21 protein-coding genes are annotated in these 20,724 nt (G+C 65.5%); 13 read left to right on the top strand and 8 right to left on the bottom strand.

Features of this window, described 5'->3' with window-relative positions; genetic code table 11:
* Window positions 1-235: 235 nt before the first annotated feature.
* Both HCR84_RS01080 and HCR84_RS01075 read right to left on the bottom strand, forming a co-directional pair.
* Window positions 236-1,561 (bottom strand): ISL3-like element ISPfr2 family transposase, encoded by a 1,326-nt coding sequence (locus HCR84_RS01080; RefSeq protein WP_166982885.1) that lies wholly within the window; start codon window positions 1,559-1,561, stop codon window positions 236-238.
* A gap of 594 nt (window positions 1,562-2,155) precedes the next feature.
* On the bottom strand, window positions 2,156-2,467 hold the full coding sequence (locus HCR84_RS01075; protein ID WP_033107114.1) for a putative quinol monooxygenase: 312 nt from the start codon (window positions 2,465-2,467) through the stop codon (window positions 2,156-2,158).
* Window positions 2,468-2,574: 107 nt separating this feature from the next.
* Here HCR84_RS01075 and HCR84_RS01070 point away from each other — a divergent pair, with 107 nt between their 5' ends.
* Window positions 2,575-3,516, top strand: a complete 942-nt coding sequence (locus tag HCR84_RS01070) for a GlxA family transcriptional regulator (protein WP_166982886.1) — start codon at window positions 2,575-2,577, stop codon at window positions 3,514-3,516.
* A gap of 341 nt (window positions 3,517-3,857) precedes the next feature.
* On the opposite strand, the gene HCR84_RS01065 is transcribed toward HCR84_RS01070, so the two are convergent.
* Window positions 3,858-4,931 (bottom strand): DUF222 domain-containing protein, encoded by a 1,074-nt coding sequence (locus HCR84_RS01065; protein WP_166982887.1) that lies wholly within the window; start codon window positions 4,929-4,931, stop codon window positions 3,858-3,860.
* 256 nt (window positions 4,932-5,187) lie between these two features.
* Between HCR84_RS01065 and HCR84_RS01060 the strand changes: the two genes are divergently transcribed.
* From HCR84_RS01060 to HCR84_RS01045, 4 genes are all read left to right on the top strand, one after another.
* Entirely contained in the window at window positions 5,188-5,739 is a 552-nt protein-coding gene (locus tag HCR84_RS01060; RefSeq protein ID WP_166982888.1) for a VOC family protein, read from the top strand.
* 11 nt (window positions 5,740-5,750) lie between these two features.
* On the top strand, window positions 5,751-6,608 hold the full coding sequence (locus HCR84_RS01055; RefSeq protein WP_166982889.1) for a MerR family transcriptional regulator: 858 nt from the start codon (window positions 5,751-5,753) through the stop codon (window positions 6,606-6,608).
* 78 nt (window positions 6,609-6,686) lie between these two features.
* Window positions 6,687-7,673 carry an ABC transporter ATP-binding protein gene (locus HCR84_RS01050; protein ID WP_244972541.1) on the top strand — a complete coding sequence of 329 codons (987 nt, stop codon included), beginning with the start codon at window positions 6,687-6,689 and terminating at the stop codon, window positions 7,671-7,673.
* On the top strand, window positions 7,670-8,773 hold the full coding sequence (locus HCR84_RS01045; RefSeq protein ID WP_166982890.1) for an ABC transporter permease: 1,104 nt from the start codon (window positions 7,670-7,672) through the stop codon (window positions 8,771-8,773). Before HCR84_RS01050 ends, HCR84_RS01045 begins: the two co-directional genes overlap by 4 nt.
* A gap of 32 nt (window positions 8,774-8,805) precedes the next feature.
* Here the strand turns inward: HCR84_RS01045 and HCR84_RS01040 are convergent, their stop codons facing one another.
* Entirely contained in the window at window positions 8,806-9,342 is a 537-nt protein-coding gene (locus HCR84_RS01040; RefSeq protein ID WP_166982891.1) for a TetR/AcrR family transcriptional regulator, read from the bottom strand.
* A gap of 83 nt (window positions 9,343-9,425) precedes the next feature.
* Between HCR84_RS01040 and HCR84_RS01035 the strand changes: the two genes are divergently transcribed.
* Window positions 9,426-10,349, top strand: coding sequence for an SDR family NAD(P)-dependent oxidoreductase (locus HCR84_RS01035; protein WP_166982892.1), 924 nt, complete (start codon window positions 9,426-9,428; stop codon window positions 10,347-10,349).
* Here HCR84_RS01035 and HCR84_RS01030 read toward each other — a convergent pair.
* Entirely contained in the window at window positions 10,291-10,797 is a 507-nt protein-coding gene (locus HCR84_RS01030) for a hypothetical protein (RefSeq protein ID WP_166982893.1), read from the bottom strand. The genes HCR84_RS01035 and HCR84_RS01030 overlap by 59 nt on opposite strands.
* A gap of 104 nt (window positions 10,798-10,901) precedes the next feature.
* Between HCR84_RS01030 and HCR84_RS01025 the strand changes: the two genes are divergently transcribed.
* Window positions 10,902-11,498 (top strand): TetR/AcrR family transcriptional regulator, encoded by a 597-nt coding sequence (locus tag HCR84_RS01025; protein ID WP_166982894.1) that lies wholly within the window; start codon window positions 10,902-10,904, stop codon window positions 11,496-11,498.
* Window positions 11,495-12,658: an SGNH/GDSL hydrolase family protein gene (locus HCR84_RS01020; protein ID WP_166982895.1), complete on the top strand. Its 1,164-nt coding sequence runs from the start codon at window positions 11,495-11,497 to the stop codon at window positions 12,656-12,658. The genes HCR84_RS01025 and HCR84_RS01020 overlap by 4 nt, the downstream gene beginning before the upstream one ends.
* A gap of 77 nt (window positions 12,659-12,735) precedes the next feature.
* Here the strand turns inward: HCR84_RS01020 and HCR84_RS01015 are convergent, their stop codons facing one another.
* Window positions 12,736-13,386 carry an FMN-dependent NADH-azoreductase gene (locus HCR84_RS01015; RefSeq protein ID WP_166982896.1) on the bottom strand — a complete coding sequence of 217 codons (651 nt, stop codon included), beginning with the start codon at window positions 13,384-13,386 and terminating at the stop codon, window positions 12,736-12,738.
* Window positions 13,387-13,447: 61 nt separating this feature from the next.
* On the opposite strand from HCR84_RS01015, the gene HCR84_RS01010 reads away from it, so the two are divergent.
* Window positions 13,448-13,795 carry a winged helix-turn-helix transcriptional regulator gene (locus HCR84_RS01010; RefSeq protein WP_235940961.1) on the top strand — a complete coding sequence of 116 codons (348 nt, stop codon included), beginning with the start codon at window positions 13,448-13,450 and terminating at the stop codon, window positions 13,793-13,795.
* On the opposite strand, the gene ilvD is transcribed toward HCR84_RS01010, so the two are convergent.
* The gene (ilvD, locus tag HCR84_RS01005; RefSeq protein WP_166982898.1) at window positions 13,792-15,714 is read right to left on the bottom strand and encodes a dihydroxy-acid dehydratase; all 1,923 of its coding nucleotides are present in this window, start codon (window positions 15,712-15,714) and stop codon (window positions 13,792-13,794) included. The genes HCR84_RS01010 and ilvD overlap by 4 nt on opposite strands.
* A 76-nt stretch (window positions 15,715-15,790) precedes the next feature.
* On the opposite strand from ilvD, the gene HCR84_RS01000 reads away from it, so the two are divergent.
* Complete coding sequence (locus tag HCR84_RS01000; protein WP_166982900.1) at window positions 15,791-16,675, top strand: helix-turn-helix transcriptional regulator; 885 nt, start codon at window positions 15,791-15,793, stop codon at window positions 16,673-16,675.
* 151 nt (window positions 16,676-16,826) lie between these two features.
* Here HCR84_RS01000 and HCR84_RS00995 read toward each other — a convergent pair whose 3' ends face one another.
* The gene (locus HCR84_RS00995; RefSeq protein WP_166982902.1) at window positions 16,827-17,747 is read right to left on the bottom strand and encodes an AraC family transcriptional regulator; all 921 of its coding nucleotides are present in this window, start codon (window positions 17,745-17,747) and stop codon (window positions 16,827-16,829) included.
* A gap of 111 nt (window positions 17,748-17,858) precedes the next feature.
* On the opposite strand from HCR84_RS00995, the gene HCR84_RS00990 reads away from it, so the two are divergent.
* The 3 genes from HCR84_RS00990 to HCR84_RS00980 all read left to right on the top strand — a co-directional run bounded on the left by HCR84_RS00990 (window position 17,859) and on the right by HCR84_RS00980 (window position 20,699).
* A complete protein-coding gene (locus HCR84_RS00990) occupies window positions 17,859-18,605 on the top strand; it encodes an SDR family NAD(P)-dependent oxidoreductase (protein WP_166982904.1) in 747 nt (248 codons plus the stop codon).
* A gap of 55 nt (window positions 18,606-18,660) precedes the next feature.
* The gene (locus HCR84_RS00985; protein ID WP_166982906.1) at window positions 18,661-19,413 is read left to right on the top strand and encodes an IclR family transcriptional regulator; all 753 of its coding nucleotides are present in this window, start codon (window positions 18,661-18,663) and stop codon (window positions 19,411-19,413) included.
* Window positions 19,414-19,514: 101 nt separating this feature from the next.
* On the top strand, window positions 19,515-20,699 hold the full coding sequence (locus HCR84_RS00980) for a 4-hydroxybenzoate 3-monooxygenase (protein ID WP_166982908.1): 1,185 nt from the start codon (window positions 19,515-19,517) through the stop codon (window positions 20,697-20,699).
* Window positions 20,700-20,724: the final 25 nt, after the last annotated feature.

Raw genomic sequence — 20,724 nt, 5'->3', positions numbered from 1 at the left:
ACGCTTCTGGCCTCGTCCATCGTCACACGTGCCGTCAGAAGGGAGGATCGTCACCGTATGTTTCCGGCGGTGCAGCCAAGATCGTGCCGCCTTCAGCACAAGTTCGCGATGACATCGCAACATCAGGCTCAGTCTCGTAGGTGTGACCCATCGGGCTGGTCCACGTGACGCGACCTTCGGCATCTTGCTCGGCACTCCACAGCGTCTCGTGTTTGAGCGTGTGATGTTTGCGGGCTCATCCCAATCGGGGGTGTAGGAGTTGGGGTCTGAAGCCGCCGGTCTCGAGCAGGCTTCGGGCGATGTAGTTGGTCAGGTTGCGGAACCCGAGTGCGGAGCCGCGCAGGTGTTCGAGCCGTCCGTTGAGCGCCTCGGTCGGCCCGTTGCTGGTGCCGGGTCGTTCGAAGTAGGCGAGCACGTCAGCGGCTCGCTTCTTCAGGGTCCGGCCCAGGGTGGTGAGCTCGGTGAGCACCTTGGGGACGCCGGCGCTGAGGTCGGTGATCAGCTTCTCCATGAGCTCGCGGCCACGTTGCCGGTCCTCGTGGCGATAGGCGGCGATCATGCGCTGGTAGACACCCCAGGTCGCCTCGACCTCGACGTGAGCGTCATCAACGAACAGCGCGCGTAGCCTGTCGCTCTGCTTGTCGGTGAGCAGGTCCGCGCCGGTGTGCAGCGTGCGCCGCGACTTGTAGAGCGGGTCGTCCCTGAACCCACGGTGCCCGTGGGTCGCGAGTTGGACCCGGCGCCGGCACCTGTCGAGGGCGTCACCGGCCAGGCGCACGACGTGGAAGGGATCCATCACCGTGACCGCGTCCGGGATCTCCTCTGCAGCGGCGGTCTTGAACCCGGTGAAGCCGTCCATCGCGACCACCTCGACCGCGTCACGGAAGGCGTCGTCGCGGTCGGCGAGCCAGGTCTTGAACGCCGCCTTCGACCGGCCCTCGACCATGTCCAGCAGCCTTGCTGGGCCGGCGCCATCGCGGACCGGGGTGAGGTCGATGATCACGGTGACGTACTTGTCGCCACGCCTGGTGTGGCGCCAGACGTGCTCATCGACGCCAATGACCTTCACGCCCTCGAACCGCGTGGGGTCGTTGATCAGCAGCCGCTTGCCTTCAGCCAGGACCGCGTTGTTGGCGGTGTCCCACGCGACCCCGAGTCCCTCGGCGACACGTGCGACGGTGAGGTGTGCGACCACGATCCCTTCCAGCGCCCACCGCAGCCCGGTGCGCGAGAGCTTCGCGCGTGGCTCCGCCGCGGCGCTGGTGTCTTGGCGCCACACGTGTCCGCAGTCGGCACAGCGGTAGCGGCGCACTACAACTTCCAGCACGGTCGGTCGCCAGCCCAGCGGCTCGTGGGCCAACCGCCGGATCACGGTGTCACGAGCAGCGCCTTCGCTGCCGCACCGTCGGCACCACTGATCTGGTTCCACCACGCGGCACGCGAGGACCGCACGATCCGGTTCAAGTCGTTGTCCGGTCACGCTCAGACCGAGGCCGTCGAGTCGAGCGAAGGCGGTCAGGTCAGGGCGGCCGAAGCCGGCCGGCGGGGTAGCGTCGGTCACGTCGAGGTCTTTCGGACGGATGGCGTAGGAACCTCCGTCGTCGGGAGACCTCGACGTCTATCTGCGGACCGACGCTCCCGGCCGACCTACACCGTCATCTGAGAAGACCCCTGAAACGTCTTCGCCGACGACGGGGCCGGCGAGGAGGAGGGCGCGGTGAGCTAAAAGAATGGAGCTTGCTCGGCTTCGACGCCGCCGCAAGCTCCGGTGAAACGGTCGGTACTGGTCGGTCGTCGTCGGTCACCACCGGATGGCGGCGTCCTCCACGCTCGGCGTTTGCGCAGGTCAGCGGCTCGTTCGCCCAGTGGGCGCATCAAGCGATAGACGCAAAGCCGACGCGATTAGGTCGTCCGTTCGATTCCGACAGGCGGCTCCGGCGAACCGTTCTGGTGGTCGCGCGATGCGCTGGCCTCACGGCTCTGCCCGACACCGACGTCGCTCTCCTCTGCGACGGACCCCTCGCCGGCTGAGCGCTCGCGGCCGGCATCCTGTCCGTGTGCCGATAGGCCTCGCACCGCTCGGCAACGCAGCGTGGCGTTGCGTCGCGACCTGGCGACGGCTCGGCGGGGCGCGATCGTCTCGTGCGTTGGCGGACTACGGGAGCTTGGACGCGAGGACGTCGGCCGCCAGGATCTCGGGTGCTGCGCCGAGGAGGTGCTGGTTGGCCATCAGGGCTGCGACGATGGCGCCGTTGGCGTGGGCGTCGCGAGCGGCTTCGTCGGGGAATGCATCGAAGATCCAGAAGGTGTCGGCGTGGGTCCTGACCGCGAACCAGACAATCGTTCCTACTTCTTCGTTGGCGAGTGCGACAGCGCCGGCGAGCAGATCGGCGACCGCGTCGTGCTGTCCATCGGCCGCGACGATCTTGGCGACGAAGGCATACGGAAGTGATGCGGGTGTGGACATGAGGGACTCTCCTTGACGTCGGGGTTCTTCGTGGGACGAGTTCAGCGTATGACGAGCGAGGGCCGGTGGGGAGTGGCGTATACGGCAGTATTGCTATTGTTTACGTCATGCGTATCGGACTGATCGCGATCGACGGCTGCTTCGGTTCGGCTATCGCGTCGATCATCGACATCGTGCGGGTGGCCGACGGAGCCCGCGGCGATGTCGACCCGCGGATCGACCCGATCGAACTCGCCATCCTCGGACCGAAACGGCGAGTGACCACGACGGCATCGATGACCCTGTCGGTGGACCACCCGCTGTCGGAGTCCGGAGAGTTCGACGTGGTCGTCGTCCCTGCGCTTGGAACCCTTACGGCCGCCGCTACCAACGACGCCCTCCAGAGCCGAGATGCTCGTTCGGTCATCGCCTCGCTCGGGCGCCTCGACGAGGCGACCACCCGGATCGCCGCGGCGTGCACCGGCGTGTTCGCTGTCGCCGAGACCGGACGGATGCATCATCGGAGGGCGACGACCAGCTGGTTCCTGGGGCCGGAGTTCCGGAAACGCTATCCGACCGTCGCCCTCGATCTCGACACCATGGTCGTGGTCGACGGGAACCTCGTCACCGCCGGCGCCGCGTTCGCCCACATCGACCTCGCGCTCTCACTCGTGCGATCGATCAGCCCCGACCTGGCCCAACATGTCGCCAAGCTCCTCATCATCGACGAGCGTCCGTCGCAGGCGGCCTTCGTCGCCTACGAACATCTCCGGCACGAGGACCCGATCGTCGTCGAGTTCGAACGCTTCGTGCGCGCCCGCCTGGACGAACCGTTCAACGTCGCCTTCGTCGCGCAGTCGCTCGGCACCAGCCGGCGCACCCTCGAACGACGAGTCCGTGCGGCGCTCAACCTCACTCCGCTCGGCTTCGTCCAACGGCTTCGCATCGAACGAGCTCGGCACCTCTCAGCAACCACGGACTTCACCTCCGCCGAGATCGCGCTACGGGTCGGCTACGCGAACGCCGAGACTCTGCGCTCCCTCCTGCGCATGGAGCGACGCCGTTCCTGACCTATCGCCATGCCTGTAGCCGGTGTCCTAGCGCTCGACTGGAACCACCTCTCAGCACGTCGCGTCGACGCTCCTGCGTCGCCCCTGGACGACCCACTCGACACGCCCGCAGCACAGGTCATGTGACGTGTCCCGGCTTCCCGGACGGTCGGGGTTGGGTGGCTGTGATGTCGCTGCGTTCTCGTCGAGGGGGTCAGCAGACTCGATCAGGGTCGACTGGGATGAGACGCGAAGGCGGTCAGGTCAGGGCGGCCGAAGCCGGCCGGCGGGGTAGCGTCGGTCACGTCGAGGTCTTTCGGACGGATGGCGTAGGAACCTCCGTCGTCGGGAGACCTCGACGTCTATCTGCGGACCGACGCTCCCGGCCGACCTACACCCTCATCTGGGAAGAGCCGGGAAACCGGCAGGCCCTCCGCGCGGCGTTGCCTTCGTTCGCGCTTCTCGTGCTGACGGAGCCACGCTGAAATTTCGCTTCGCCGCCGAGGCGGCCGCGCGTAGTGATACGTGTCACGCGAACGACGAACGTCGATGTGCCGAGCGGCTGTGCTGGACTCGACACGGTCATCGACATCGTCGTCCCGGACTGCACTGGGGAGTGGCGGAGTATCGGCGCCCTCCCGTGGGTCGAGGTAGCCCGACACCGTAGCGTCGGCGAACACATCTGCCGCGATCTGGGGCAAAGAGCGCGTTTCGCCGGCCGACTGAAGCCCTCGCGCCGTTTCCATTGTGGCGTTGTAGATGGCCGTCGCGACGTCGGCTGTGTGAACGAGTTCGATCGACGCCATGCCGTCGTGCAGCGGCTGAAAGCTGACGCACCGACCCTCTTCTGCCCTCTTACGGCGAACCACAATCGACTCGGGATGCATTTTCTCGCGCGTGACGCGCGCGGTCCGGGAGAACTGCGCAGGTGTTTGCGTGTGCGCCAGAGGCACAACTGCTGCTTCGAAACCCGCTGCCGCGTCGCGCGGCAGCGACCACGACTGGTCGATGATTCGACGCACGTGCTGATGCGAGATGTCGCCGGAAGCAAGCGCCGCCCGCGTTTGCGGAAGGTCGCGCTGCAACGTCGTCGCCTCTTCGATCTGAGTGCGCATTGTCGACTCGGGAATGCGCAGCATGACCGCTGCCTCGGCGACGAAAGCGCGGAAGCCGAGCTCGTCGACTCGAGCAGGCGACGTCGCGTGCGAGTCGAGAACGACGAAATCGGCCGCCGACTCTGCGAGCTTTCGCGCACCGTGCAACACTGCCGTACGGCGCTCCTGTGCCCGCGCGATCTCGCGATCAATGCGCGCGACTTCGTCGAGTGCAAGACTCGCCAGGCTCATGCGGTCAGCCCCCGCTGAGCGTCCTCTCGCGTGAAAAAGAGGAGTGTCGTCGGGCTGCTGGCCCTCCGGTGCGGCATCCTCGTTTCCCATGCCCCAACTATACCAAGTATCGAAACTTTGTTCTAGTCTTTTGTGAAGATATTTCTCGTTTTTTGGTCGTAAACAACCTGCCGCCGCTTTCGAAAGATTGGCAGTTCACCGGCTGATAACTTCCCACTCTTACGAAGCTTTATACGAGCAGCTTCCGTAGACCCAACCGATTCTTCGTGCGTTGAATGGCCAGAAATCCTCATGGCGAAAGGCACAGCTTGACCCTCACGAAGCGTCAGGGTTCATGATGGTCTTCATGACCAACGACATTGACAACGCAGGCACCGGTTCTGCTCCGTTCTACAGTGCCTTCGAGATGAGCCCCGTTCCGCCGCCCGGGCCAAACGCGACTCCTCCCGAGGTATACCGCGGCATCTACGGCATGCCAATGTTCGTGACGATTCCGACCGCCGACCTGGCGGCATCCGTCGATTTCTGGACCCAGGGACTCGGGTTCATCGACCTGTTCTCCGTACCTGGCCAGCTCTCGCACATGCGCCGCTGGGCATTCCAAGACGCCCTCCTCGTCGCTGGCGATCCAGCTGCCCAAACACAGGCGATGACCGTGAGCTTCTCGTGCGTGCTGAGCGAGATCGATGGCATCGCACAGGCATGCGAGAAGCTCTCGCCCGGCTGCACGACCGGCCCACGCGCCATGCCGTGGCCCACGATCGACCTGGAGGTGCGCACACCAGAGAACACGCGCGTGATCTTCTCGGCAGCACGCGGGGTCGACCCGTCAAGCGACGAGGCCGACACTCTCAGGAACGAGGGATACCTGGTTCCCGACGCGACAGATAAGGAGTGAGACTGGATGCCGTGAGCTCACACTTCCGCGACCACGCCGCCGCCACCCGCGAAGGAGGCGGTGCCCACGGTGAGGCCGTCTCGCCTGACGGACTCACCGTCGGCGCCGTCGCACACCGAACGGGCGTGACAGTGCGCACATTGCACCACTGGGACGGCATCGGTCTGGTGGCACCGAGCACGCGCAGCGGTGCGGGATACCGGCTCTACTCCCCCAGTGACATCGCTCGCGTGCACCGCGTGTTGATCTACCGTGCACTGGGACTCCCGCTTGAGCGCATCCGCGATGTGCTCGACTCAGACGCCGAGCTGACGGCGAGCGCGCTGCGGGCTCAGCATAAGAAGCTCGAGGAGCGCATCGGCGAGCTGCACGGCATGCGCACAGCGCTCGAGCGCATGATCACTGCGGTCGACTCGGGGATCACCCTCTCGGCAGACGAGCAGATGCGCATCTTCGGAGACACGTGGAACCCTGAGTGGGCGACGCAGGCGCGCCAGAAATGGGGCGACACCGCTCAATGGGCGCAGTATGCCGAGCGAGCCGCCTCGCGCAGCACGCACGACTGGGAAGAGATCGCCGATGACGTTCGCGACCTTGAGGCCACGCTGGCTCGCGCTCTCGAACGCGGAGTTCGGCCGGGAAGCATCGAGGCAAACGAACTCGCCGAAGCCCACAGAAAATCGATGAGCCGCTACTTCGACTGCACGGTCTCCATGCACGTCTGCATCGGGCGCCGTTACGCGGACGACCCCGATTTTCGCGCACACTTCGACACCGTGGCGCCGGGTTTGGCTCTGTGGCTACGCGACGTCATCGACGCCAATGCCCGCGCAAACGGCATCGACCCGGATGAGGCCATCTGGGAGTAAGCCGAATGGGCGTACGTCGGCTGCCAAGACCGTCCACATCGCGATACGCTGACCTTTCGCACCAGGGAAGGAAGCGCCGTGGCAGACACCGTCACCGACGCATCGGACGCAGGAATCGTCGTGGATGCCATCGCACGATCGTTCGGCAGCGTCCACGCCGTGAGCCAGGCGAGCTTCACAGTGCCGCAGGGCAGCATCACCGGACTCGTCGGCCCCAACGGGGCGGGAAAGACGACGTTGCTGCTCATGCTGGCCACCCTGCTGCAGCCCGATGCCGGCAGCATCCGGATCGCAGGAATCAACCCGAGCGCAGACCCTGCCGCCGTTCGCTCCGTGATCGGCTGGATGCCCGACAGCCTCGGCACGTGGTCGTCGCTGAGCCCGCGCACCGCACTGAAGATGATCGGGCGCATGTACAACCTCGACGCGCAGGCAGCGGCCAGTCGGGCCACCGAACTGCTCGATTCCGTCGGGCTCACTCCACTCGCCGATCAGCCAGCCCGGGTGCTCTCACGCGGTCAGAAGCAGCGCCTCAGCCTCGCTCGCGCTCTCATTCACGAGCCCCGCGTGCTGCTGCTCGATGAGCCGGCGTCTGGCCTCGACCCCGCCGCGCGAGCGGAGCTGCGCTCGCTGCTACGCCACCTGGCCGACGACGGCGCGACCGTGCTCATCTCAAGCCACGAACTCGCAGAACTCGAAGAGATTTCGGATGCCGCGGTATACATGTCCGGCGGCGTCACGGCGTCGAGCGACGCGCTCACTCGCGCGGCGACGTCAACCCGCCAGTGGCGCATTCGTTCGCTCGACGGCGCATCGCTGCGGAGTGCGCTGACCGGAATCGGCGTAGCGCCAGAGAACATCGCCGCAGACAACCGCGGGGTTCTCGTGAGCGTCACGGGCGAAGCCGATGCTGCGCAGCTCCTCGGCGCCCTCGTCACCGCCGGCGTCGCCGTCACATCGTTCTCGCCCGCCGTTGGCGAATTCGAGCATACGTTCCTCGACCTCACGCAGAATGCCGCGGCCGACCAGCATCCGAAAACCGCTCTGAACGGAGGAGCACAATGACGTTCTTCCGCGGGCTCGGCCTGATCATCGGTCTCGAACTGCGCCAGCGCGTGCGCGGGGTCGCCTGGTACATCCTCGTCGGCATCTTTGTCGCACTCGTGGCCATCGTCACGCTGTTGCTGTGGCTCACAACAAGCACGTGGGGAAACGACTTCGGCGATACTGCGCCCGGTGACTCCGGCGCGGGCGGGTGGCTGTTCTCGCTCATTCTCTATTTCGTGCTGCTGCTCGGCACGCTCGCGACCCCCGCCTTCAGCGGCAATGCCGTGAACGGCGAGAGGGATGCCGGCACGCTGGCCACCACCCAGGTCACCCTCGTGACCACACCGCAGATCGTGCTCGGCAAGTTCGTCGCCGCGTGGATCAGCTCGCTCGCGTTTCTCGTGGCGAGCGTTCCCTTCATTCTGATTGCGCTGCTGCTCGGCAACCTCAGCGCGGTGACCATCGCCGGTTCGGTGCTCGTGCTGGCCGCAGAGCTCGGCGTCTTCGCCGCATTCGGCGTCGCGCTCTCTGCCCTGGTGACGCGGCCGCTGTTCTCCATTGTGCTGAGCTATCTGGTTGTCGCCGCGCTCAGCGTCGGAACGCTCATCGCCTTCGGGCTGCTCGGCAGCGTGACGACGTCGACGGTGACCGAAACCTACATCGGCTTCGAGGCCGACGAGTACGACGATGCCACGGGCGAACCCGTCGACCCCGTGTGCCTCGACCCCGAGATGCGCACGTTTCAGCAGCCGCGCTTTGACCTGTACTGGGGCATTCTCGCCGCGAACCCGTATGTGGTGATCGCCGATGCCGCGCCAGGTGGCTTTGACTCGCACGGGTACCCCACAAACCTGTTCGGCACGCTGTCGAGCGGTGTTCGCTCGCTGCAAACGCCTCCGGAACTCGAGCGCGTCGTGGACCACTGCAACGGCGGTGAGCCGGGAATGTCGTACCTCACCGACCGGCCGACACCGCAAGAGGCGCACGACGCCGCTGTTCCAAGCTGGTTCGTCGGCCTCGGCATCCATATTCTGCTCGCTGCCGGCGCTCTCTGGTGGGCATGCGTGCGCACGCGCACTCCGGCGAAGCGTCTTGCGAAGGGCAGCCGCATCGCGTAGCGATCGTGGCGCGCCTGACGGAGGGTTCGAGGTTAGGCGCGCAACCCCGCCATGAGCACGTCGAGAAAGAGGTAGCGATGCTCGGGGGAGCCCAGACGCGTCGCATGCTCGACACCACAGATGAGATGCTCCAGCTGTTCAACTGTGACGTCGGGCCGAATAGCTCCGCTCTGACTCGCTCGCTCGAGCACCTCCGTGAATGTAGAGAAGATCTCACTCTTCATCGCGCGCACCGATTCTGACTCGTCATCTGGCGAGAGCAGCACCGCCTGCAGGCCGCCGTTCTCAAGCTGCAGCGCAAGTGCAGTGCCTACGAACGCTCGCAGCGCCGTCGCGGCATCCGGTTCGCTTGACGCCTTCTGGCTGACCTGCACCATCTCGGCGAGGGTCTCTGCGGTGAGCGCCTCTTTGAGAGCGTGCGCGTTCGGGAAATGTCGGTAGACGGTGCCGACCCCGACACCCGCTTCTCGCGCAATGTGGTTGAAGCGCAGATCGTCGGGGTCTTCATGCCTGGCCGCCTCGAGAATGCGCGACCTGCTGCGGGCGGCATCGGATCTGAGAGCGGACATGACGCAATCATAACGTAAACGGATAGTGTATCCGGATCGTGCTACGTTAAATGGATACTTCATCCGCTTCGTTAGGAGACCTCATGATCTGGAACCCCGAGCGCATTCCCGACCAGACCGGTCGCACCATCGCCGTCACCGGCGCGACAGCCGGCATCGGCTATTTCGCGGCTGAGCAGCTCGCCCGCGCGGGGGCGTCGGTTGTGCTCGCCTCGCGTTCCGCAGCCAAGCTCAATGTTGCTCAGGCCACTCTTCGCTCGCACGTGCCCGGAGCCTCGCTGAGCTCGGTCGTCATCGACATGACGTCGCTGGACTCCGTCGCGCGCGCAGGCGAAACACTCGCCGCGGGGCCTCACCTCGACGGCATCCTGCTTAATGCCGGCGTGATGACGGCGACGCGAGGCGCCACAACAGTCGATGGGCTTCCGGTGATGATGGCAAGCCACGCCATCGGAAACTTCTCCCTCGTCGCGCACCTTCTGCCCACGCTCGTCGGCGGATCGGAGGGGAGCGAGACTCGCATCGTGCACACCTCCACTGGGTTTGTGCGTCGCTTTCGCATGGCCGTCGACGACATCACGCGCACGCCCTGGCCATCGATCGCCGCGTATACGCAGGCAAAAACGGTGACGGAGATCTTCGCGTTCGAGCTCGACCGCCGACTGCGTGCGGCTGAGCTGCCCGTCGCGTCTCTCGTGACCCACCCCGGGGTCGGCGTCGATGCAAAGACGCCGCGGCGGGCCGGCATCCGAGATGAGACGACGCACTACCAGCGCAACCCCTACACCCCGTGGGCGCAAGGCAAAGATTCAGCGGCGTGGTCTGCCGTGCGCGCGCTCACCGACCCCTCTGCGGCGAGTGGGGAATACTACGGGCCGCGCGAGGGCCTCCGCGGGCTTCCCATCGCCATCGAGCCGTTGCCGCGCACGGCTCGCCCAGACGGCGACCTCAGCGCACGCGTGTGGGAACAGCTCGAGCGGCTTTCTGGCGCGCACGCGCTCGCGTGACGCGCGCACGGGACTGCGCGATTCGGGCACGCTGCCTGCGCTCACACAGGGTCAGCCCGATCGACGCGAGCAGAGTGATGAGAATCGTGCCCGCACCGATCAGCGCGAGGTTGTGCTCGATCGAACTCAGGGCGGCGAACATCCACGCGAGAACGCTCGAGCCCGCAACAACGGCGGCGAGCGTCGCCCACCATATTCGCGCCCGCGAGCGACTCGATCGGCGAAGCGAAGCAACAACGACAGCGGCCGCGACGCCGGAAACAAGCCCGATTACCGCTCCGGCAACTGAGCCGATCACTCCGTAGATCACGGCGATGCCCAGCACAAGCTCCGAGTGCAGAAGTGCGCTCTCGATGAGCGTGCCGACAAGCACGTAGAGCCCCGCCGCTACGGCTCCGCCGATTGTCGCCCCAAGCACCATCGTCACTATTCGCCAGGGCCGCCACATGCTTCAAGTATGGGATGAGCGGCTGACAGTTTCGGCCCGCGCCATGGTAATTAAGTGCTACCCTAATACTATTAGGCAATTGCCAACTGAGAGAAGGTTGCGTCATGCGCATTGGGCTGACTCCCGAGAGGGTCGTCGACGCTGGCCTCGAACTGGCGGATGCGGCGGGACTGACCGGCGTCACCATGACGCGCCTCGCGCAGCACGTGGGGGTCAAGACCGCGAGCCTCTACGCCCACGTTCGCGACCTCGACGATCTGAAGACGCGCATGGCTCTCCGCTCTCTCGATGAACTGGCCGACCACGGCGCAGAAGCGCTGGCCGGACGCGCGGGAAAGAACGCGCTCGGGGCACTCGGCAACGCCTATCGCGACTATGCGCGAGCGCATCCGGGCCGTTACGCCGCGACGCGCATTCCGCTTGATCACGCGACAGCGGCGGCAAGCGGAGGGCCACGAAATACCGACCTGGCCAGCGCCGTGCTGCGCGAGTACGACCTACCCGCCTCCGAGCGGCCGCACGCCACCCGCGTGCTGGGCGCCACATTTCACGGCTTCATCTCGCTTGAGCAGAGCGGCTCGTTCAGCCACAGCTCTCCCGACAGCGAGAGCAGCTGGCATCGCGCCATCGACGCGCTCGACGCCATGCTACGACACTGGCCGGAACCGTCACACACCTCAATCATCGAAAGTCCAGCATGACAACAGCAGACATCATCACCACACCGATCACCACACCGATCACCGCGCCGCTTGTGCACGGCGCACACGCGCTCGAGCCGGGCGCACACGGGCTGCGACCGCACCGCCTCCCCGAGTGGGCGCGTCGTCAAGCAGCAGACCCCCAGCTCGACATGGTCGAAGCGCAGCCTTCTGGCGTGCGGCTGGTGTTCGACACCACGGCGACGAGCATCGCACTCGAAGCCAGCGCCGTCAGATTCGGCTACCGTGGCGCACCCGCGCGCCCACGCGGCATCTTCGATCTCACAATCGACGGCGCCCTCGTGGCGAGCGCCTCGCTCGAATCGGCAACCCTCATCATGATCGACATGCAGACGGGCGAGCGCAGCCTTGACGCGAAGGAGCCAGATCGCATCGTCTTCGAGAGCCTTGAGCCAGGTGAGAAGCGCGTGGAGATCTGGCTTCCGCACAACGAGACGGTCGATCTCGTCGCCCTGCTCACGAACGCGCCCGTGCGCGCCGTGACTGACGAGCGCCTCGTCTGGCTGCATCACGGCAGCTCGATCAGCCACGGGTCGAATGCAACGCATCCAACGGGAATCTGGCCGGTTATCGCAGCAAACGCCCTCGACCTCAACCTTGTGAATCTCGGCCTCGGCGGCAGCGCCCTGCTTGATCCGTTCATTGCCCGAGTCATCAGGGACACTCCCGCAGACCTCATCAGCGTGAAGCTCGGCATCAACATCGCGAACGCCGACCTCATGCGGCTGCGCGCCTTCCGAACAGCCGTGCACGGGTATCTCGACACGATTCGCGATGGCCACCCCGAGACGCCGCTGCTCGTCGTGTCTCCTGTGCTCGCCCCGATTCACGAGAGCACGCCCGGCCCGGGCGGTTTCGACCTCGAAGCGCTTGCGCGCGGCGAGATGCAGTTTCGTGCCTTCGGTGATCCGGCAGAGGTTGCGGCGGGCAAGCTCACACTCACGGTGATGCGCGAAACGCTCGCCTCGATCGTCGCCGAGCGATCGGTCGACGATCCGAATCTGCGGTACCTCGACGGTCTCGACCTGTACGGGCCGTCAGACTCTGACGAGCATCCACTCCCCGATAATCTGCACCCGGATGCCGCGACGCACCGCCTCATCGGCGATCGGTTCGCGGCCCTGGGATGGCCCCGCTAGAAAGCCAGAAAACGACCCCACCTGCCGCTGGCCGGACGTCGTCCGGGAGTGGCAGGCGGGGTCGTCTGTCTTTGGTGTCAGCCGACCAGCACGTTCCGCTTCGCGGCAATGGCGCGCCCGTACTCGATTGCGAGCTGCTCGGCGCCGGCCTTGATCTCCGCGGCCTGCTCGGCGAACTGGTCCATCGCAGGATTGACTCCAACGAGCGTGAACGGGCGCTGCACAACGAGCAGATCGGTGCCCCAGACTTCGCCGAGCACGCGCTCAAGCCACGGAGTTGAATGGTCCCACCCCTCCTTAGGAGTGCCGGGGTTGTAATTACCGCCGAGCACCGTCGTGAGCACGGCAGGCTTGCCCTTCAGCGCGCCTTCGGCGATGCGTGGGTCCGCGTACGCGACGTCGTACCAGCTCTTCACGTGAGCGGCGACTCCCCAGTTGTAGAGCGGCACCGCCAGCAGAAGGGCGTCGGCGTTGATCAGTTCGTCGGCGATTTCGGTGGCCTGTGCCCGAGCGTCGAGCTGAGCCGGGCTGCGCTCGCCCTCGGCGACAAAGCCGCTGGTGACAACGTCACGCCAGAGCGTGGACGGGAGCGGATTGCTTCCAATATCACGACGGGTGACGACAGAGTCGGGGTGTTCCGCAGACCACTCCGCTTCAACCAAATCGGCCAGGGCGCGGCTCTGGGATGCGGCCGGCATAATGCTGGCGTCGAGGCGAAACAGTGACATTAACGTGCTCCAAATCCATTTGACTAAGAAAAACAAAGTGACTCGGAAAACAGTAGCACGTATGATTGATGCCATGGTCGATCGCGAGTCCGAAACACGCATGTGTGACGCTGCGATCACACTTGCCTTCTCGGTGTTGGGAAAACGGTGGAACGGCATGATCCTCGCTGTGCTCGGCCAAGGCGAAGCATCGTTCGTCGGGCTGCGCAAGGCTGTCAGCGGCATCAGTGACACCGTGCTTTCGGATCGCCTGACCGAGCTCGTCGAGGCTGGGCTCGTAAGCCGCGATGTCTCGAATGGGCCACCCATATCGGTCAGCTACGGGCTCACAGCGGCGGGCGCCGAAATCGTGCCGACAATCGATTCGCTCGGCGACTGGGCAATGCGAAATCTGCGGCCGACCCGCTAAACGGTTTGGCTGACGGCCGACTCAGCTCCGAGAGCATCCTGTGCTTCCATCAATCGAAGCGCGCGCTCGACCTTGTCGACGTCGCGCACGGCGCCCTTGTCGGCAGACAGTGCCATTGCGGCGTAGGCACGCAGCGCGGGCGACACGACGCGCTCGCGGTCGCGCGGCGTGAACCCGCCAGAGGCGAGCAGCGCACGGCGACGCTCGGCGAGCACATCTGCAGGCACGTCGAGCGACATCGCGCGACTCGGAATGTCGATCGAGATGATGTCGCCGTCCTCCACAAGCGCGATATCACCACCGGATGCCGCTTCGGGCGAGACGTGCCCAATCGACAGTCCCGAGGTTCCGCCCGAGAAGCGTCCATCGGTGATGAGCGCGCATTTCTTTCCGAGGCCACGGCCTTTGAGGAACGACGTGGGGTACAGCATCTCCTGCATGCCGGGTCCGCCCTTGGGGCCCTCGTAGCGGATGACGACGACGTCGCCCTCACCCACCTCTTTCGCGAGGATCTTCTGCACGGCCTCATCTTGCGACTCACACACGACGGCCGGGCCGGAGAATGTCCAGATCGACTCGTCGACGCCCGCGGTCTTCACGACGGCACCGTCGACGGCGAGGTTGCCGCGCAGCACGGCGAGGCCGCCGTCGACCGAATATGCGTGCTCGATGTCGTGGATGCAGCCCTCGGCAGCATCCATGTCGAGATCGGCCCAGCGCTCTGACTGGCTGAATGCCGTCGACGAGCGCTTGCCCCCTGGCGCAGCGAACCAGAGGTCGGTCGCCTCGTCGGTTGCTGCGCCACCGCGCACATCCCAGCTCGCGAGCCACTCGGCAAGCGAGGGCGAATGCACGCTGTGTACGTTCTCGTTCAGCAACCCGCCGCGGCGCAGCTCGCCGAGAAGCGCAGGGATGCCGCCGGCGCGGTGCACGTCTTCCATGTAGTACGTTCGCCCGTTCGCCACGTTGGGTGCCACCTTCGCCAGGCACGGCACCCGGCGCGAGACGGCATCGATCTCGTCGAGCCCGAACTCGACGCCTGCCTCGTGCGCCGCCGCGAGCAGGTGCAGGATCGTGTTTGTCGAGCCACCCATCGCGATGTCGAGCGACATGGCGTTCTCGAATGCCGCGGGTGTGGCGATCTCGCGCGGCAGCACGGATGAATCGTCGCCGTCGTAGTACCGCGTTGCGATGTCGACGACGGTCTTCCCGGCGTTCTCGTAGAGCGCCTTTCGCGCCGTGTGTGTCGCGAGCACCGAGCCGTTGCCCGGAAGCGAGAGCCCCATTGCCTCGGTGAGGCAATTCATGGAGTTCGCCGTGAACATGCCCGAGCATGAGCCGCACGTGGGGCACGCGCTCTCTTCGATGCGCAGCATGTCGGCATCCGAGATGTTCTCGTTGACGGCATCCGAAATCGCATCGACGAGGTCGAGCGAGCGCACCGAGCCGTCGACGAGCGTCGCCCGGCCCGACTCCATGGGGCCGCCCGAGACGAAGACAGTCGGAATGTTGAGGCGCAGCGCGGCCATCAGCATGCCCGGGGTGATCTTGTCGCAGTTCGAGATGCAGACGAGGGCGTCTGCGCAATGCGCGTTCACCATGTACTCGACGGAGTCGGCGATGAGGTCGCGGCTCGGCAGAGAGTAGAGCATGCCGGAGTGCCCCATGGCGATGCCATCGTCGACGGCGATGCTGTTGAACTCGCGCGCGATGCCGCCCGCTGCGTTGATCGCCTCGGAGACAATGCGCCCGACGGGCTGCAGGTGCGTGTGCCCGGGAACGAACTCGGTGAAGCTGTTTGCGACGGCGATGATCGGCTTGCCGAAATCGCTTCCCTTCACGCCGGCGGCGCGCAGCAGCGCGCGGGCTCCGGCCATGTTTCGTCCGTTGGTGACTGTTCGTGAACGCAGGTGTGGCATGACACAAGACTGGCCGAGGGATGCCGCGCGCGGAAGTTGCCGCTGGCACTAGTACTGTCACTACTAGTATTGAAAAATGATTCAGGATGCTGCGAGGGCAGGGCGCGCCCGAGGCACGACGCCGCGCGAAAGCGACGACGCTCAGCGCCGTGCCGAGCTGGGCGGCTTCCTGCGCGCGCGGCGCAACGAGCTGTCGCGCAGCGAAGTGGGGCTTCCGCCCCGCACTCGAGGCGGCGATGTCGGCCTGCGCCGCGAAGAGGTCTCCTATCTTTCCGGCGTGAGCGGCACCTGGTACACCTGGCTCGAGCAGGGCCGCGACATCAATCCCTCACGTCAAGTGGTGGATGCTGTCGCGCGCACGCTGCGCCTCGACGCATCCGCGCACTCTTACGTTTTGGCGCTGCTCGGCTACTCGAGCCCGCTCCCCCAACAGGTGCCGCCGACGCACGATGCTCCGCCGAGCCTGCAGCGCCTGCTCGACTCGTGGGCAGACCCGGCGTTTGCGTTGGCGCCTGACTGGGCGGTGCTCGCGTGGAACGACGCGTACGAACAGCTGTATCCGGGCATCGCGACGGCCGCAGACGACGATCGCAACCTGCTGTGGCTCGTCTTCACCGACCCGTACGTTCGCGCGCTGCTGCCCGACTGGGAGCGCACAAGTCGTCGCTTCCTCAGCGAGTTCCGCGCCGAGACGGGCCCGCGGCTCGGCGATCCGGCGCACGGCATGCTCGTCGAGAGGCTCAGCGCGGCGAGCGCTGCGTTTCGCGCAGGCTGGGAGAGCCGCGACGTGCAGCGCTTCGCCTCACGAGAGCGGCTGTTTCAGCATCCTGATGTCGGCCTTCTGCACCTGGAGCACCACCAGCTCGCGCTCTCGGACCATCCCGAGATCCACGTGGTCGCGTACACGCCGATGCCCGAGACGGATGCTGCGGAGCGCCTCGCCCGCCTGTGCGCGCTGTAGCCCGAGTTGCCAGGCCCTTGCCCGGCTCACTCGCCAGCTGCCCTGGCTGAACCGCCGCCTCACTCGCGGGCCATTTTTTGCGGGTATCTGCTGCAACAAAAACACCAAGAGTGGCACCCGTTCTCGGAGGCAGCAATACCCTCGCCGATCCTTACGCGACGTGCATGCGCGCTCGATAGCCCTGCGGCGACTCCCCGACGTGACGCTTGAACGCCGTGCTGAACGCACTCTCTGACGAGTAGCCGAGGCTGAGCGCCAGCGGCCGCATTCGCGTGTCGCGCGACCGCAGCTCACGCTGCGCCATCAGCATCCGCCAGTGGATCAGGTATGTCAGCGGCGGCGTTCCAGCCACCTCACGAAAGCGCTCAGCGAATGTCGTGCGCGACATCATCGCCGCGTGCGCGAGGTCTTCCAACCGCCACGCCTTCGACGGCTGCTCATGAATGAGCGTGAGCGCTGGTCGCAACCGTTCATCCGCGAGAACCTTGAGCCACCCCGTCGGAACTGCCGCGTCATTCATGAAGCTGCGGAGCACCTCGAGGAGGAGCAACTGCCCGTATTGGCGAATCGCAAACGCAGAACCCACGCGATCCGCCACGAGCTCGGCAAAGATCTGGTCGATGTGTGCGCGCACGTTCGCGGCCGAGTCAGACGATGCGCTGATCCACGCAACGGCGGGCAGCGCCTGCAGCAGAAGCTCCTTCCCGACGGCACTCAGGTCGACACGTCCCCCGATGAACACGTCTGCGACGTCGGGATCGATGTCGTCAACACGGGTCAGCGTGCCCGCAGATGGCGGGTGGATGCTTGCGGGCGGCCCGTCTCCGGTGCCGCCGCGAAGCGCCAGCCACGAGCGTCCGTTCAGAACCGCGACGTCGCCCTTCTCAAGCAGAATCGGCTCGTCGAGCCCATCCGTCGAGAGCCACGCGCTGCCCTGAGCGACCGCGCAGAACTTTAGTTCTTCGTCGACATTCGACCGCGCCTCCCACGGCCCACTCACCGCCACGCTGCCCGAGACCACGCTGCGAACGTCGATGAACTCAAGCACGTCTGACAATCGATCTGCGGGCATCTTCGGATTATAGAACATAAAAATAGGATGATTCGTTATTCCTCGTTCGCTTTCAGGGAGGCAAGGTGGTGTGTGGGGGCACGACTACGACCCCGGAAAGAGAAGATCACCATGACGAACAATCCTGTCGCACTCATCACCGGAGCAAACAAGGGAATCGGGCACCAGACGGCGAAAGACCTTGCCGCCCACGGCTTCACCGTGCTCGTCGGCTCGCGCGATCTCGATCGCGGGTTGGCCGCCGCCGCCGACATCACCGGCGACGCCGTCGCCGTGCAGCTCGATGTCACGGACCACGCGTCGGTCGATGCCGCCGCCAAACGCATTCGTCGGGAGTTCGGTCGCCTCGACGTTCTCGTCAACAATGCCGGAGTCTCCTTCATCGGAGACTCGGAAACGCCGCTCCAGGAGCGGGCATCATCTGGTCTTCTCACCCAGGTTCCCCTCGACATCGCCCGGCAGATTTACGAGATCAACGTGTTCGGCGTCATCGCCATCACTCAGGCGCTGCTCCCGCTCCTGCGCGAGACTCCCAACGCTCGTATCGTCAATGTGGGAAGCGGCGGCGGTTCGCTCACGGCCAACGCCGACCCGTCGAACCCGCACCGCTCGATGTTCGGAGTCTATTCGGCGTCGAAATCTGCACTTCACGCGGTGTCGCTTGCGTTCGCAACGGCGCTTGAACCCGACGGAATCAACGTGTATACGATCGATCCGGGGATGACAGCAACATCACTGAACAACTTCCAGGGAACAAAGACCGTCGAAGACGGCGCACACCACGTCGTCGAAATGGCGCTGCGCGAATCGGGGCGTACGGGCAGCTTCACAAGTGATGAGGGCCCTGTCGCCTGGTAACGGCGGATCCCTGACAGCGGAGGATCGGGGCATCCATCCGTGGCAGGCTAGGAACATGGCGAACTCGCCCAGCGGAGATTCAGCGGTCGACCGCGTCGTGCGTGTGCTCGACACGTTCACCGCAGACCGCACGGTGCAGACAGCATCCGAGATCGGTCGACGCGCCGGGCTGCCCTCGTCGACAGCGCACCGCATCGTCGACGGGCTGGTCCACAGCGGCCTCCTCGAGCGAGACGACGCAAATCGCATACGACTCGGAATGCGGCTGTGGGAACTGGCGCTGCGCGGATCCCACGCGCTGCGCCTGCGTCAAGCCGCGCTGCCCTCCATGGAAACCGTTCAAGCGAGAGTGCGAGAGCACACGCAGCTCGCCGTGCTCGAGCACGACGAAGCGCTCTTTCTTGAGCGGCTTTCCCACCCCGACGCGGGGGCGAACATCACGCGCATCGCCGGGCGCCTGCCGCTGCACGCCTCGTCGTCTGGGCTCGTTCTTCTCGCGTACGCCGAGAATGAGGTGCGCGAGAGGGTGCTGGCGAGGCCATTACGTGCCCTCTCGGCAGACACCGTGACCGACCCAGACTCATTGCGTCGCCTGCTCGCAGGCATCCGCCAGCGTGGCCATGTCGTCGCTCCCGGATCTATCGAGACCGTCTCGACAGGAGTCGCGGTGCCGGTGCGGCAGAACGGTGCGGTGATCGCGGCACTTTCTGTCGTGCTTCCGCGCGACGCACCCACCATCGACGCGCTGACCACGCTCATGGCAGCCGCTCGTCGAGTGCAGAAAGCACTGAATCGCTCACGCGACTAATTGTCTGCTTCCCATTGAACGGGATGCGCCGCACGCGCACCGCGGATGTGGCCCACACTGGTTCGAGGCAACCACCGCACTCATCCGTCGAAGGAGACGACATGAAAACCGTTCGCACCCGCGTCGCGATCATCGGCGCTGGCCCCGCGGGCCTGATGCTTGCTCACCTGCTGAGCAAGGCTGACATCGAGTCGGTCGTGATCGATCGACGTTCGCGCGATGAAATCGAGACGACGATTCGCGCCGGCATCCTCGAGCAGGGAACGGTCGAGCTCCTCGAGTCGTCTGGCGCGTCCACGCGAGTGCGCACGGAGTCCACGCGCCACAACGGCATCGAGCTGCGATTCGCCGGCAACGGTCATCGCATCGACTTCGACGCCCTCGTTGGGCGTGGCGTGTTTCTCTACCCCCAACACGAAGTGCTCAAAGACCTCATCGCCGTGCGCCTCGCCGGGGGCCATGACCTGCGCTTCGGCGTCACAGCCGAGCGGATCGAGGATGCTGAAACTGCGCGCCCGCGCGTCATCACGACAGAATCCGATGGCACACAGGTCGCAATCGAGGCCGACTTCGTCGTGGGAGCGGATGGTTCACACAGCGTGTCGCGCGCGGCCGTCACGGGATCGCACACCGGCGGGTACTTTCGCGAGTATCCGTTCGCATGGTTCGGAGTGCTGTGCGAAGCTCCGCCGAGTGCAGAAGAGCTCATCTACAGCAATTCCCCCAACGGCTTCGCGCTGATCAGCCAGCGCAGCGAGACGATTCAGCGCATGTACTTCCAGTGCGACCCCGAGACCGACGCACAGGCATACACAGAGGAACAGCTGTGGGAAGAGCTCCAGTCACGCGTCCCCGGAACGACACTTCATGAGGGGCCGATCTTCCAGCGAGACGTTCTGCGGTTCCGCAGCTTCGTGTCGCACGAGCTCCTGCACGGACGGGTTGCCTTGATCGGCGACGCCGCACACACCGTTCCGCCAACGGGTGCAAAGGGAATGAACCTCGCAATCGCCGATGTCGTGCTGCTTGATCAGGCTCTGCGTGCCCTGCTGCTCGATGACGACACCCGACTGCTCGACGCATTCTCAGAGAAAGCACTGCATCGCATCTGGAAGGCACAGCACTTCTCGTGGTGGATGACGAGCATGCTCCACGTTGCTCCGGGTGCCTCGGAGTTCGACCGTCGCCGCCAGCTCGGCGAACTGCGCTCGGTCGTTGAGTCGGAGTCCGGCCGGCGCTATCTCGCTGAGGCATACACCGGTTGGCCTCTTGAGTCGCTGACCTGACGCTTGGTCGGGCTGAGGCCCCGGA

This window comes from Paramicrobacterium fandaimingii (assembly GCF_011751745.2).
Classification (GTDB): Bacteria; Actinomycetota; Actinomycetes; order Actinomycetales; family Microbacteriaceae; genus Paramicrobacterium; species Paramicrobacterium fandaimingii.
The sequence above is the reverse complement of the archived record's forward strand: the minus strand, read 5'-3'. Positions and strand labels throughout refer to the sequence as shown.

Bases quoted from the DNA above. Each gene is read 5' to 3' on its own strand.
- HCR84_RS01075 (WP_033107114.1), bottom strand. From the start codon at position 2,467: ATGTCCACACCCGCATCACTTCCGTATGCCTTCGTCGCCAAGATCGTC.
- HCR84_RS01070 (WP_166982886.1), top strand. From the start codon at position 2,575: ATGCGTATCGGACTGATCGCGATCGACGGCTGCTTCGGTTCGGCTATC.
- HCR84_RS01065 (WP_166982887.1), bottom strand. From the start codon at position 4,931: ATGGGAAACGAGGATGCCGCACCGGAGGGCCAGCAGCCCGACGACACT.
- HCR84_RS01060 (WP_166982888.1), top strand. From the start codon at position 5,188: ATGACCAACGACATTGACAACGCAGGCACCGGTTCTGCTCCGTTCTAC.
- HCR84_RS01045 (WP_166982890.1), top strand. From the start codon at position 7,670: ATGACGTTCTTCCGCGGGCTCGGCCTGATCATCGGTCTCGAACTGCGC.
- HCR84_RS01040 (WP_166982891.1), bottom strand. From the start codon at position 9,342: ATGTCCGCTCTCAGATCCGATGCCGCCCGCAGCAGGTCGCGCATTCTC.
- HCR84_RS01035 (WP_166982892.1), top strand. From the start codon at position 9,426: ATGATCTGGAACCCCGAGCGCATTCCCGACCAGACCGGTCGCACCATC.
- HCR84_RS01030 (WP_166982893.1), bottom strand. From the start codon at position 10,797: ATGTGGCGGCCCTGGCGAATAGTGACGATGGTGCTTGGGGCGACAATC.
- HCR84_RS01025 (WP_166982894.1), top strand. From the start codon at position 10,902: ATGCGCATTGGGCTGACTCCCGAGAGGGTCGTCGACGCTGGCCTCGAA.
- HCR84_RS01020 (WP_166982895.1), top strand. From the start codon at position 11,495: ATGACAACAGCAGACATCATCACCACACCGATCACCACACCGATCACC.
- HCR84_RS01015 (WP_166982896.1), bottom strand. From the start codon at position 13,386: ATGTCACTGTTTCGCCTCGACGCCAGCATTATGCCGGCCGCATCCCAG.
- HCR84_RS01010 (WP_235940961.1), top strand. From the start codon at position 13,448: ATGATTGATGCCATGGTCGATCGCGAGTCCGAAACACGCATGTGTGAC.
- ilvD (WP_166982898.1), bottom strand. From the start codon at position 15,714: ATGCCACACCTGCGTTCACGAACAGTCACCAACGGACGAAACATGGCC.
- HCR84_RS01000 (WP_166982900.1), top strand. From the start codon at position 15,791: ATGATTCAGGATGCTGCGAGGGCAGGGCGCGCCCGAGGCACGACGCCG.
- HCR84_RS00995 (WP_166982902.1), bottom strand. From the start codon at position 17,747: ATGCCCGCAGATCGATTGTCAGACGTGCTTGAGTTCATCGACGTTCGC.
- HCR84_RS00990 (WP_166982904.1), top strand. From the start codon at position 17,859: ATGACGAACAATCCTGTCGCACTCATCACCGGAGCAAACAAGGGAATC.
- HCR84_RS00985 (WP_166982906.1), top strand. From the start codon at position 18,661: ATGGCGAACTCGCCCAGCGGAGATTCAGCGGTCGACCGCGTCGTGCGT.
- HCR84_RS00980 (WP_166982908.1), top strand. From the start codon at position 19,515: ATGAAAACCGTTCGCACCCGCGTCGCGATCATCGGCGCTGGCCCCGCG.